Source organism: Mycobacterium mantenii (assembly GCF_010731775.1).
Classification (GTDB): domain Bacteria; phylum Actinomycetota; class Actinomycetes; order Mycobacteriales; family Mycobacteriaceae; genus Mycobacterium; species Mycobacterium mantenii.
In genome coordinates this window covers 1,676,526-1,689,421 of record NZ_AP022590.1, presented here as the reverse complement: position 1 = coordinate 1,689,421, position 12,896 = coordinate 1,676,526, and the positions used below count along the sequence as shown (strand labels likewise).

At 68.1% G+C, this 12,896-nt stretch carries 11 protein-coding genes; 10 read left to right on the top strand and 1 reads right to left on the bottom strand.

Annotated features, from left to right (window positions below):
* Window positions 1-6: 6 nt before the first annotated feature.
* Window positions 7-1,188: a hypothetical protein gene (locus tag G6N50_RS07665; RefSeq protein ID WP_142275389.1), complete on the bottom strand. Its 1,182-nt coding sequence runs from the start codon at window positions 1,186-1,188 to the stop codon at window positions 7-9.
* A 207-nt stretch (window positions 1,189-1,395) separates the two neighbouring features.
* Between G6N50_RS07665 and dop the strand changes: the two genes are divergently transcribed.
* The 10 genes from dop to G6N50_RS07615 all read left to right on the top strand — a co-directional run bounded on the left by dop (window position 1,396) and on the right by G6N50_RS07615 (window position 12,841).
* On the top strand, window positions 1,396-2,904 hold the full coding sequence (gene dop, locus G6N50_RS07660) for a pup deamidase/depupylase (protein ID WP_083092152.1): 1,509 nt from the start codon (window positions 1,396-1,398) through the stop codon (window positions 2,902-2,904).
* Window positions 2,905-3,020: 116 nt separating this feature from the next.
* Window positions 3,021-3,215 carry a ubiquitin-like protein Pup gene (locus G6N50_RS07655; RefSeq protein ID WP_066860430.1) on the top strand — a complete coding sequence of 65 codons (195 nt, stop codon included), beginning with the start codon at window positions 3,021-3,023 and terminating at the stop codon, window positions 3,213-3,215.
* Window positions 3,212-4,102 (top strand): proteasome subunit beta, encoded by an 891-nt coding sequence (prcB, locus tag G6N50_RS07650; protein WP_083092153.1) that lies wholly within the window; start codon window positions 3,212-3,214, stop codon window positions 4,100-4,102. Before G6N50_RS07655 ends, prcB begins: the two co-directional genes overlap by 4 nt.
* Window positions 4,099-4,869 carry a proteasome subunit alpha gene (prcA, locus tag G6N50_RS07645; protein WP_083092155.1) on the top strand — a complete coding sequence of 257 codons (771 nt, stop codon included), beginning with the start codon at window positions 4,099-4,101 and terminating at the stop codon, window positions 4,867-4,869. Before prcB ends, prcA begins: the two co-directional genes overlap by 4 nt.
* A gap of 223 nt (window positions 4,870-5,092) precedes the next feature.
* The gene (gene pafA, locus G6N50_RS07640) at window positions 5,093-6,451 is read left to right on the top strand and encodes a Pup--protein ligase (protein WP_120312356.1); all 1,359 of its coding nucleotides are present in this window, start codon (window positions 5,093-5,095) and stop codon (window positions 6,449-6,451) included.
* Between the two features lie 209 nt (window positions 6,452-6,660).
* The gene (locus G6N50_RS07635) at window positions 6,661-7,701 is read left to right on the top strand and encodes a helix-turn-helix transcriptional regulator (protein ID WP_083092157.1); all 1,041 of its coding nucleotides are present in this window, start codon (window positions 6,661-6,663) and stop codon (window positions 7,699-7,701) included.
* On the top strand, window positions 7,698-8,669 hold the full coding sequence (locus G6N50_RS07630; protein WP_083092158.1) for a helix-turn-helix transcriptional regulator: 972 nt from the start codon (window positions 7,698-7,700) through the stop codon (window positions 8,667-8,669). Before G6N50_RS07635 ends, G6N50_RS07630 begins: the two co-directional genes overlap by 4 nt.
* Before the next feature lie 96 nt (window positions 8,670-8,765).
* Window positions 8,766-9,050, top strand: coding sequence for a Sec-independent protein translocase subunit TatA (gene tatA, locus G6N50_RS07625; RefSeq protein ID WP_083092160.1), 285 nt, complete (start codon window positions 8,766-8,768; stop codon window positions 9,048-9,050).
* A 43-nt stretch (window positions 9,051-9,093) separates the two neighbouring features.
* Window positions 9,094-10,050, top strand: a complete 957-nt coding sequence (gene tatC, locus G6N50_RS07620; protein WP_142275390.1) for a twin-arginine translocase subunit TatC — start codon at window positions 9,094-9,096, stop codon at window positions 10,048-10,050.
* A gap of 19 nt (window positions 10,051-10,069) precedes the next feature.
* Window positions 10,070-12,841 (top strand): DEAD/DEAH box helicase, encoded by a 2,772-nt coding sequence (locus tag G6N50_RS07615; protein ID WP_083092602.1) that lies wholly within the window; start codon window positions 10,070-10,072, stop codon window positions 12,839-12,841.
* Window positions 12,842-12,896: the final 55 nt, after the last annotated feature.

Sequence of the window (12,896 nt, the reverse complement as noted above, 5' to 3'; positions counted from 1 at the left end):
GTGAAGTTAGTCACTGGTATCGGCGCCGTCAACACGACGGACGGTGGCCCCCGGGGCGCCGTGGTAGCGATTGCGCGCCACCAAAGTGCTGTGCAGGTCGTCGATGAGCGGGTCGAGAAAAGTGGACCGGTACTCCGCGTCGCCAGCCGCGCGGGCGCTGATGTACATGAACGTCAACGCGCCGAGGAAGAGCGTCATGTGGATCAGCGAGTCGGGCACCGGCAGCGTGAATCCGAGCACCGTTGCGCTGCTCTTGTAGGTATGGGTCCACTCGTTGAGGAGTTCGGGGCTGAGCACGATGAGCCCCAGAATCAAATAGATCGTGGTGGTCACCACGGCCACCACCAGGATCTGAGCCAGCTGTGAGACGGCCAGCACGAAAACCACATTGGCGCGCTCCGACTTCTTCAGCGGTGCCCAGTGGGGGGCGTCGGGCATCGTGGCGAACGGTGTGCCCGCGAGCTTTTCGGGTTCGTCGCGCGGCACCGTCGCCGACTGCAGCATCGGCCTGACGCGCTCTCGCGTGGCCGAGGTGACGAACGCCGCCGCGATGGCCACGAGGAAGGCCATGGCCAGTGCCAGCCGGTTGCCGCTGATGGTCGCGGCCATCAGCCACACGTAGGTGTTGAAGAACACCAACGCGGTCAGCAGCACGACCGGCAGCGCCCGAACGGCCAAAGCGCCCACCGTCGCAAGATGCGACAGCATCATCCGCACCGCCCACCCGACCACCGACCCGATTCCGCTGCCGGTCAGGATCAGCACGACGAACACGACGACGGCCTCCTGCACAACATCGCCCACGGTCACTCCGACGCACGCCACGGCCACGACCGCCAATGTCGCTATCGCGGTGCGTGTCTTGCGGCTTCGTGACCGGGAGACCAGCCAGCCGACGACCGCCATCGACGGCAGGGCCAGGGCGAGCAGAGCCAGCACGGCCAATTCCGACGTCGTCGGTTCGCCGCTGATCTCGACGTCGTGGCCGCCGGTGATCAGATACACCGCCAGGACGCAGGCCTGCAGCGCCGCATACGCGGCAAGCATGGGGGCCGACCGCGTCCAGAGCCGCCGCCACCGCGCACGCCGAATCAGTACCGACGGCAAACCGCGTTCCAAAAACCAGCTTTCGGCCGCGGCGCTCTGCTCGGCTCGGCGGCCCGGAGCGCGGCCGCGAAGAAGCTCCATGCCGGCTCACCCTACGGCGGGCGAGTCGCGCGCGGTGGCCTAATCGGACCGGTTGCCGAACGGGCAATTCCGGACACCGGCGGCCCCTCTTCGTCGCGCGGCTGGACCCGATTGGCCGGCTCGCCCCCTCGCGGCTGCGCCGCTGGGAGGTACCCCCACCGCGCCCCGCCGCGTGGGCCGCTTCGTCGCGCGGCCTAGGCTTGGGTCATGCAACGGATTATCGGGACGGAGGTCGAATACGGCATTTCATCGCCATCGGACCCGACAGCCAATCCGATCCTCACGTCGACTCAGGCGGTTTTGGCTTACGCGGCCGCAGCGGGCATTCAGCGCGCTAAGCGCACCCGCTGGGACTACGAGGTGGAATCGCCGTTGCGGGATGCCCGGGGTTTCGATCTGAGCCGCTCGGCGGGCCCGCCCCCAGTGGTCGACGCCGACGAGGTCGGCGCGGCCAACATGATCCTGACCAACGGCGCACGCCTCTACGTTGACCACGCGCACCCCGAATACTCCGCACCCGAGTGCACCGACCCGCTGGACGCGGTGATCTGGGACAAGGCCGGCGAGCGGGTGATGGAAGCCGCCGCCCGTCACGTCGCCAGCGTGCCCGGAGCCGCCAAGCTGCAGCTGTACAAGAACAACGTCGACGGCAAGGGTGCGTCGTACGGATCGCACGAGAACTACCTGATGTCGCGGCAGACGCCCTTCTCGGCGATCATCGCCGGGCTGACCCCCTTTCTGGTCTCCCGGCAGGTGGTCACCGGCTCCGGCCGGGTCGGCATCGGCCCCTCCGGTGACGAACCCGGGTTTCAGCTGTCCCAGCGCTCGGACTACATCGAGGTCGAGGTCGGCCTCGAGACCACGCTCAAACGCGGCATCATCAACACCCGCGACGAACCGCACGCCGACGCCGACCGGTACCGGCGGCTGCACGTCATCATCGGCGACGCCAACCTCGCCGAGACATCGACATACCTGAAGCTGGGCACCACGGCGCTGGTGCTCGACCTGATCGAAGAGGGCCCGGCGCATGGCATCGAGCTGAGCGACCTGGCGCTGGCGCGGCCGGTGCATGCGGTCCACGCGATCAGCCGCGACCCGTCACTGCGCGCCGCGGTGGCCCTGGCCGACGGACGAGAGCTGACTGCCCTTGCGCTGCAACGGGTTTACCTCGATCGGGTGGCCAAGCTGGTTGACAGCCGCGATCCCGATCCGCGCGCGGCCGACGTCGTCGAAACCTGGGCGCATGTGCTCGACCAACTCGAGCGTGACCCGATGGAGTGCGCCGAACTGCTGGACTGGCCGGCCAAGCTGCGCCTGCTCGAAGGGTTCCGGCAGCGCGAAAACCTGAGCTGGTCGGCGCCGCGGCTACACCTGGTGGACCTGCAATATTCCGACGTCCGGCTGGACAAGGGCCTGTACAACCGGCTCGTCGCGCGCGGCTCGATGAAGCGTCTGGTGACCGAGCACCAGGTGATCGAGGCGGTGGACAAACCGCCGACCGACACCCGCGCGTACTTCCGCGGTGAATGCCTGCGCAGGTTCGGCGCGGACATCGCCGCGGCCAGCTGGGACTCGGTGATTTTCGACCTGGGCGGCGATTCCTTGGTCCGCATTCCGACGCTGGAGCCGCTGCGCGGCAGTAAGGCGCACGTCGGGGCGCTGCTGGACTCGGTGGACAGCGCCGCCGAACTGGTCGAACAACTCACCAGCTAGGTACCGGTTAACCCCGGGAACGTCGGGGTCGACCGGTAGGCTAGGAAAGACCAACGGGCAGTGTGGCTTGATCGGTGAACAAGCCATTCAACAGGCCCAGACAACAGGAGGCGGCGATGGCTCAGGAGCAGACCAAGCGTGGCGGTGGTGGCGACGACGAAGACGACGTCGCCGGCAGCACCGCCGCGGGCCAAGAGCGCCGGGAAAAGCTGGCCGAGGACACTGACGATCTGCTTGACGAGATCGACGACGTCCTCGAGGAGAACGCCGAGGACTTCGTTCGCGCGTATGTCCAAAAGGGCGGACAGTGACCTGGCCTTTCTCTGATCGCCTGTCCACAAATTCCGCACTTGGGGGCTCCGCACTCTCCCGAAACCCCGCTATAGATCTTTCCTCGTTTGCTGACCTGCTTCGCCGTCAGGCGCCGGAGTTGCTGCCGGCGAGCCTGTCGGGCACACAGTCGGATGCCGCCACGGCGCAGTTGCCGCACGGCACCACCATCGTGGCGCTGAAATACCCCGGTGGCGTGGTGCTCGCCGGCGATCGGCGTTCGACGCAGGGCAACATGATCGCCGGGCGCGACGTCAAGAAGGTGTACATCACCGATGACTACACCGCTACCGGTATCGCCGGTACCGCCGCCATCGCCGTGGAGTTCGCTCGCCTCTACGCGGTGGAACTCGAGCATTACGAGAAACTCGAAGGTGTGCCGCTCACGTTCGCCGGCAAGGTGAACCGGCTGGCCATCATGGTGCGTGGAAACTTGGCGGCCGCGATGCAGGGTCTGGTGGCTTTGCCCCTGCTGGTGGGCTACGACATGGACGCGGCCGACCCCGAAGGCGCGGGCCGCATCGTGTCTTTCGACGCCGCCGGCGGTTGGAACCTGGAAGAGGAGGGCTACCAGTCGGTGGGGTCAGGCTCGATTTTCGCCAAGTCGTCGATGAAGAAGTTGTACTCGCAGGTGACCGACGCCGACTCCGCGGTGCGCGTCGCGGTCGAGGCGCTCTACGACGCGGCCGATGACGATTCCGCCACCGGCGGACCGGATCTGGTGCGCGGGATCTACCCCACCGCGGTCACCATAGGTGCCGAGGGGGCGCTCGAGGTGCCGGAGGGCCGCATCGCCGAACTGGCCCGCGAAGTGATTCAAAGCCGTTCGCGCGCTGACACTTTCGGCCCCGACGGTGGTGAGAAGTGAGCTTCCCGTATTTCATCTCGCCCGAGCAGGCGATGCGCGAGCGCAGCGAGCTCGCGCGCAAAGGCATCGCCCGGGGCAAGAGCGTGGTCGCGCTGGCCTACGCCGGTGGCGTGCTCTTCGTCGCGGAGAACCCGTCCAGGTCGTTGCAGAAGATCAGCGAACTCTACGACCGCGTCGGCTTCGCGGCCGCCGGCAAGTTCAACGAATTCGACAACCTGCGGCGCGGCGGAATCCAATTCGCCGACACCCGCGGCTACGCCTACGACCGTCGCGACGTCACCGGTCGCCAGCTGGCTTATGTCTACGCGCAGACGCTGGGTAGCATCTTCACCGAGCAGGCCAAGCCCTACGAGGTCGAATTGTGTGTCGCCGAGGTCGCGCACTACGGCGAGACCAAATCGCCTGAGCTGTACCGGATTACCTACGACGGATCGATCGCCGACGAGCCGCATTTCGTGGTGATGGGTGGTACCACCGAACCGATTGTCACGGCGCTCAAGGAGTCTTACGCCGAGAACGCCGATCTGCGTGAGGCCACGCGCATCGCCGTGAAAGCGCTTCGGGCCGGTAGCGAAGCCTCCAACGGGGACCAGTCCACCCTCGACGTGGGCAGCCTGGAAGTCGCCATCTTGGACGTCAACCGGCCGCGCCGGGCGTTCCGGCGGATCAATCGCGCCACCCTGGAGAATTTGCTGCGCGAGCTGAACTCCGGCGGTTCGGGAGGCGACGGCGAGCCGTCGGAGTCTGACGGCGGATCGGCCGACTAGACCCGACCGGACGCCGAACCGCGACCCATATTGACCCGTGCTGTTGGGTCTGTTGGTGCTCAAGTTGCGGGTGAGCTAACCGGTCTTCCGGTTGGTTCGGTGCGGCCGGACGGGCGCTTGGACACGCCCGGCGCGGTTAGCCGGCGGCCGACGAGAAACGTTGTCGGATCGATACGTGCGGCTTGCTCACCGTCGCGGTCGGACAACCAGTACCCTCGATTACGTGCAGCGGCGAATCATGGGCATCGAGACCGAGTTCGGGGTCACCTGCACGTTCCACGGGCACCGGCGACTCAGCCCGGACGAGGTGGCCCGCTATCTGTTCCGCCGCGTCGTGTCCTGGGGCCGCAGTTCCAACGTTTTCCTGCGTAACGGCGCCCGCCTCTACCTCGACGTGGGCAGCCACCCCGAATACGCCACCGCCGAGTGCGACAGCCTGGTACAGCTGGTCACCCACGACCGCGCCGGGGAATGGGTGCTCGAAGACCTGCTCGTCGACGCCGAGCAGCGACTGGCCGACGAGGGCATCGGCGGCGACATCTACTTATTCAAGAACAACACCGATTCGGCGGGCAACTCCTACGGCTGCCACGAAAATTACTTGATCGTGCGGGCCGGCGAGTTCTCCCGGATCTCCGATGTGCTGCTGCCGTTCCTGGTCACCCGCCAGTTGATCTGCGGTGCCGGCAAGGTGCTGCAAACCCCCAAGGCGGCGACGTTCTGCCTTTCCCAACGCGCCGAGCACATTTGGGAAGGCGTCTCCTCGGCCACCACCCGCAGCCGACCGATCATCAATACCCGCGACGAGCCGCACGCCGACGCCGAGAAGTACCGGCGGCTGCACGTGATCGTCGGCGACTCCAACATGTGCGAGACCACCACCATGCTCAAGGTGGGCACGGCCGCGCTGGTGCTGGAGATGATCGAGGCCGGCGTCCCGTTCCGGGACTTCTCGCTGGACAACCCCATCCGCGCCATTCGCGAGGTCAGCCACGACGTCACCGGCCGTCGGCCCGTGCGGCTCGCGGGCGGCCGTCAGGCCAGCGCGCTCGACATCCAGCGCGAGTACTACAGCCGCGCCGTCGAGCACCTGCAGACCCGGGAACCCAACGCCCAGATCGAGCAGATCGTCGACCTGTGGGGCCGCCAGCTGGACGCAGTCGAGAGCCAGGACTTCGCCAAGGTCGACACCGAGATCGACTGGGTGATCAAGCGCAAGCTCTTCCAGCGGTACCAAGACCGCTACAACATGGAGCTGTCCGACCCGAAGATCGCCCAGCTGGACCTGGCCTACCACGACATCAAGCGCGGGCGAGGCGTCTTTGACCTGCTGCAGCGCAAGGGCCTCGCCGCGCGGGTTACCACCGACGAGGACATCGCGCAGGCGGTCGACAACCCGCCGCAGACCACCCGGGCGCGGCTGCGTGGCGAGTTCATCAGCGCCGCCCAGGCCGCCGGACGTGACTTCACCGTCGACTGGGTGCACCTCAAGCTCAACGACCAGGCGCAGCGCACCGTGCTGTGCAAGGACCCGTTCCGTGCGGTCGACGAGCGGGTCAAGCGGCTCATCGCCAGCATGTAGCCCGCCAGGCGGCTCACCGTCTGCCACATCAGCCACACCGCCACCGCTGCGGCTCCCAAGCTCGCGTCCCCAACGTGCTAGCGGGGGCGCCAGCACGTTGGGAGGCGCGATTACCTCGCCAACGAGTGGCGGAAGCGGCGGCAGGCAACAGCGCGACGCGGACGGCGGGTGGAAGCGCCAGATGAGGACCATCGAATAATCTGGAGTCAATGGCGACGTCAAAAGTCGAGCGACTGGTAAATCTGGTCATCGCCCTGCTGTCCACCCGCGGCTACGTCTCGGCGGAGAAGATCAGGTCGAGCGTGGCGGGCTATTCGGACAGCGTCAGCACCGAGGCGTTCTCGCGCATGTTCGAGCGGGACAAGAACGAGCTGCGCGACCTTGGCATCCCGCTCGAGGTCGGCCGGGCGTCGGCCTGGGATCCCACCGAGGGCTACCGGATCAACCGCGACGCCTACGCGCTGGCGCCGGTCGACCTGACACCCGACGAGGCCGCGGCGGTAGCCGTCGCGACCCAGCTGTGGGAGTCGCCCGAACTCATCACCGCGACCCAGGGCGCGCTGCTCAAACTGCGCGCGGCCGGGGTCGACGTCGATCCGGACGCGCCGGTCGCCATCGCGTCGCCGGCCGGGGTGCCGGGCCTGCGGGGGTCGGAGGAAGTTCTCGGAATCCTGTTGTCCGCCATCGACTCCCGACAAGCCGTGCAGTTTCCGCACCGGCCGTCGCGAGCCGAGCCGTACGCCATCCGCACCGTCGAGCCCTGGGGTGTGGTCACCGAGAAGGGCCGCTGGTATCTGGTGGGCCACGACCGCGACCGCGACGCCACCCGCACCTTCCGGCTGTCCCGGATCGGTCCGGACGTCACACCGATCGGGCCGCCGGGCACCGTCACCGTGCCGAAAGACGTTGACCTGCGCAAGATCGTGGCCCAGACCGTCACCGACGTGTCGGCGAACGCGACGGTCGGACAGGCCCGAGTATGGGTGGCCGACGGGCGGGCGACCGCGCTGCGGCGCGCCGGCCAACCCGTCGACGCGCGCCAGCTCGGTGGGCGCGACGGCGAGGTGATCGAGCTCGACATCAGATCCGCCGACCAGCTGGCGCGTGATATCGCCGGCTACGGAGCCGACGCCCTGGTGCTCGAGCCCCAGTCCCTGCGCGACGACGTGCTGGCCCGGCTGCGTGCACACGCCGGCGAGGACGCCGTCGGTGCGGGACAGCCCCCCAACCGCGGCGGAGTGTCCGCATGACACCCATCTCCACCCGCCTGATCCGGCTGCTGAACATGGTGCCGTATTTCCAGGCCAATCCGCGGGTCACCCGATCCAAGGCCGCCGCGGATCTCGGGGTGTCGGCCAAGCAGCTCGAAGAGGACCTCAACCAGCTGTGGATGTGCGGCCTGCCCGGCTACTTCCCGGGTGACCTCATCGATTTCGAGTTCTCCGGCGACACCATCGAGGTCACCTTCTCCGCGGGCATCGACCGCCCGCTCAAGCTCACCTCGCCGGAGGCCACCGGCCTGCTGGTGGCATTGCGGGCGTTGGCCGACATTCCCGGTGTCGTCGACCCCGAAGCCGCGCGCAGCGCCATCGCCAAGATCGAGGGTGCCGCCGGCGCCGTCGGCCACGACGCCTCACACGCCGCGTCGGCCGTCGACGAGCCCGCGCCGGTGGAGAACCGGGCCGCCGCCGCGGTGCGGGCGGCCGTCCAGTCCAGGCACGCCCTGGCCATCGACTACTACTCCGCCTCGCACGACACTTTGACCAGCCGGGTCGTCGACCCCATCCGGGTGCTGCTGATCGGCGGACACAGTTACCTGGAAGGCTGGTCACGCGAGGCCGAAGGCGTGCGGTTGTTCCGCTTCGACCGGATCGTGGACGCCAGCGAGCTCGACGAGCCCGCCGCGCCGCCCGAGCCGGCCCTGCACGCGCCGCCGGACACCTCGCTGTTCGACGGTGATCCGGCGCTACCGTCGGCCAGGCTGCGGGTGGCGCCCGCGGCGTCCTGGATGTTCGAGTACTACCCGATGCGCGACGTGCGCGAATTGCCGGATGGATCCTGCGAGGCGGTGATGACCTATGCCTCCGAGGATTGGATGACGCGGCTGGTGCTGGGCTTCGGGCCCGACGTGCAGGTGCTACAGCCTTTGTCCCTGGCGCAGCGGGTGCGCGATGCCGCGGCGGCGGCCGTGACGGCCTACGAAGCGCTGAGCGGATAAAAGCCCAGGCGAGATGGTCCGCCGCGGCGCGGCGCGGGCCCGCCGCCACATGGCGCTACTGCGGTAGCATCGGGTGAACGTCTGGAGGTAATCAAAGTGGGCAGTCTTAGTCCGTGGCACTGGGCGATCCTCGCGGTCGTGGTGATCTTGCTGTTCGGTGCCAAGAAGCTCCCCGACGCGGCGCGTTCGTTGGGTAAATCGATGCGGATCTTCAAGTCCGAGCTCCGCGAAATGCAGATGGAGAACAAGACGGAAACGTCGGCCTTGGGAACGAACACAGCGCCCCCGAGCGACGCGGCGAACCCCACTCCCGTGCAGTCGCAGCGGGTCGAAGCGCCGTCGCCCAGCGAGCAGGGGCACAGCGAAGCACGTCCGGCGTAGCCGCCATCTTCGTCGCGCTGCCCGAGCGCACTGACCGAGCATCGTGAAAGTCTTCAAGGTTTCAGCGCGCACTTCCGGCCTGCTGAGGCGCCTCAACCCGCGCAACCGGCGCAGCAGAACCAACCCGGACGCGACCATGTCGCTGGTCGACCATCTGACCGAGCTGCGCACCCGGCTGCTGATCTCCCTGGCCGCGATCCTGCTGACCACCATTTTCGGATTCGTCTGGTACTCGCATTCGATCTTCGGGCTAGAAAGCCTCGGCGAGTGGTTGCGCCATCCCTACTGTTCGCTGCCCCAATCCGCGCGCGCGAGCATCAGCGCCGACGGGCAATGCCGGCTGCTGGCCACCGCGCCGTTCGACCAGTTCATGCTGCGGCTCAAGGTCGGGCTGACCGCCGGGGTGGTGCTGGCCTGTCCGGTGTGGTTCTACCAGCTGTGGGCCTTCATCACGCCCGGGCTCTACCAGAAGGAACGGCGCTTCGCGGTCGCGTTCGTGGTCCCCGCCGCGGTGCTGTTCGTCGTCGGTGCTGTGCTGGCCTATTTCGTACTGGCCAAGGCGCTGGGTTTCCTGCTGACCGTCGGCAGCGACGTCCAGGTGACCGCCCTGTCCGGCGACCGGTATTTCGGCTTCCTGATCAACCTGCTGGTGGTGTTCGGCGTCAGCTTCGAATTCCCGCTGCTGATCGTCATGCTCAACACCATCGGCATGCTGACCTACGAGCGGCTCAAGGCGTGGCGGCGCGGCCTGATCTTCGCGATGTTCGCGTTCGCGGCGGTCTTCACCCCCGGATCCGACCCGTTTTCAATGACCGCGCTCGGGTTGGCGCTGTCCGTGCTCCTGGAGTTCGCCATCCAGATCGCCCGCGTGCACGACAGGCGGAAGGCCAAGCGGGAATCCCAGGCCGTGATACCCGACGACGAAGCATCGGTCATCGAACCGGCCACCGTGATACCGGAGCCGTCGGTCACCGCCGGGCAACACGATGATGTCACCTGATCCGTCGCCCCCCCACGAGCTGGCGGAGCTGGTGGAGCTCACCCGGTTCACCGCCGAACTGCCCTTCGCGCTCGACGGCTTTCAGCACCGGGCGTGCGCGGCGCTCGAACGAGGTCATGGCGTGCTGGTCTGCGCCCCGACCGGGGCCGGCAAGACGGTGGTCGGCGAATTCGCGGTGCACCTCGCGCTGGCGTCCGGCGGCAAGTGCTTCTACACCACGCCGCTGAAAGCGCTGAGCAACCAGAAGCACACCGACCTGACCGCGCGCTACGGCCGCGACCGCATCGGGCTGCTCACCGGGGACATGTCGGTCAACGCCGACGCGCCCGTGGTCGTCATGACCACCGAAGTGCTGCGCAACATGCTCTACGCGGATTCTCCTGCGCTGCAAGGGCTTTCGTATGTCGTGATGGACGAGGTGCATTTTCTCGCCGACCGGATGCGGGGCCCGGTGTGGGAGGAGGTGATCCTGCACCTGCCCGAGGAGGTGCGGGTGGTGAGCCTCTCGGCGACGGTGAGCAACGCCGAGGAGTTCGGCGGCTGGATCCAGACCGTGCGCGGCGATACGACGGTCGTGGTCGACGAACACCGGCCGGTGCCGCTGTGGCAACACGTCCTGGTGGGCAAGCGCCTGCTGGACCTGTTCGACTACGAGAACGAGAAACCGGCCGCGGACCGTCACCCGCGCGTCAATCCCGAACTGCTGCGCCACATCGCGCACCGCCGCGAGGCCGACCGCATGAGCGACTGGCAGCCGCGCCGCCGGCAGGCGGGACGGGGCAGCGCTGGACGGCCGTCGCGCCCCCGCTTCTACCGGACACCGGGGCGGCCGGACGTGATCGCCACCCTGGACTCGGAGGGGCTGCTGCCGGCGATCACGTTCGTGTTCTCACGGGCCGGCTGCGACGCCGCCGTGCAGCAGTGCCTGCGCTCGCCGCTGCAACTGACCACCCAGGAGGAGCGCGCCCAGATCGCGGAGGTGATCGAGCATCGCTGCGGCGATCTCGCCGACGCCGACCTGAGCGTGCTCGGCTACTACGAGTGGCGAGAGGGGCTGCTGCGCGGTCTGGCGGCCCATCATGCCGGCATGCTGCCGGTGTTCCGGCACACGGTCGAAGAGCTGTTCACCGCCGGACTGGTCAGAGCGGTGTTCGCCACCGAGACCCTGGCGCTCGGGATCAACATGCCGGCACGCACGGTGGTGCTCGAGCGGCTGGTGAAGTTCAACGGCGAGCAGCACGTCGCCCTGACACCGGGGGAGTACACGCAACTGACCGGCCGCGCCGGGCGGCGCGGCATCGACGTCGAGGGCCACGCGGTGGTGCTGTGGAATCCCACCGAGGAAACCACCGAGCCGTCCGCGGTAGCCGGGCTGGCCTCCACGCGCACCTTCCCGCTGCGCAGCTCGTTCGCCCCGTCGTACAACATGACGATCAACCTGGTCCAGCAGATGGGCCCCGAGCAGGCGCACCGGCTGCTCGAACAGTCCTTCGCGCAGTATCAGGCCGACCGCTCCGTCGTCGGGCTGGTCCGCGGCATCGAGCGCGGCACCGCGATGCTCGACGAGATCGCCGCCGAGATGGGCGGACCCAAGGCGCCGATCCTCGAATACGCCCGGATGCGGGCACGCATCAGCGAGATGGAGCGCGCGCAGTCCCGCGCGTCCCGGCTGCAACGGCGGCAGGCCGCCAGCGATGCGCTGGCCGCACTGCGCCGCGGCGACATCATCAACATCACCCACGGCCGGCGCGGTGGCCTGGCCGTGGTGCTGGAATCCGCCCGCGACAGCACCGACCCGAGACCGTTGGTGTTGACCGAAAACCGTTGGGCGGGAAGGATTTCGACAGCCGACTATTCGGGCGCGGCGGCGCGGGTCGGTTCGATGTCGTTGCCCAAACGGGTCGAACACCGTCAGCCCCGGGTCCGGCGTGATCTGGCGTCCGCGCTGCGATCGGCCGCCGCCGGGCTGACCATCCCGGCCCGGCACCGGAGCGGCCGCGGCGACAACGACGGCGCGCTTCACGATCCGGAGCTGGCGTCGTTGCGGGAGGAGTTGCGCCGGCATCCGTCCCACAACACGCCCGGTCTCGAAGCCCAGGTCCGGCAGGCCGAGCGTTATCTGCGCATCGAGCGCGACAACGCGCAATTGGAGAAAAAGGTTGCGGCGGCCACCAATTCGCTGGCCCGGACCTTCGACCGGATCGTCGGACTGCTCACCGAGCGCGGCTTCATAGAAGGGCGCGACGGTGATCCCCGCGTCACCGACCACGGCCGGTTGCTGGCGCGCATCTACAGCGAAAGCGACCTGCTGGTCGCCGAATGCCTGCGCACCGGGGCGTGGTCCGGATTGAAGCCGGCCGAGCTGGCGGCGGTGGTGTCGGCGGTGCTGTATGAAACCCGGGGTGGCGAGGGGCCGGGCGCGGCCTTCGCGGCCGACGCGCCCACCCAGCAAGCGCGGCAGGCGCTGCAGCAGACGTCGAGGCTGTCGATGGCGCTGCGCGCCGATGAGCAAACGCACCGGATCGCCCCGAGCCGCGAACCCGACGACGGCTTCGTCAACGTCATCTACCGCTGGGCCAGGACCGGAGATCTGGCCGCCGCGCTGGCGGCCGCCGACCCGGGCGGCACGGGGTCACCGCTGCTGGCGGGGGATTTTGTGCGCTGGTGCCGCCAAGTGCTCGACCTGTTGGACCAGGTTCGCAACGCCGCGCCGGACCCCGAGCTGCGGGCCACCGCCAAGCGGGCTATCAATGACATTCGGCGCGGCGTCGTCGCAGTTGACGCCGGGTAGGCTGGGCCCGAGCTACCGTTAAACGCCGTAGTCATGCCAAGACACAAGGGCTGAG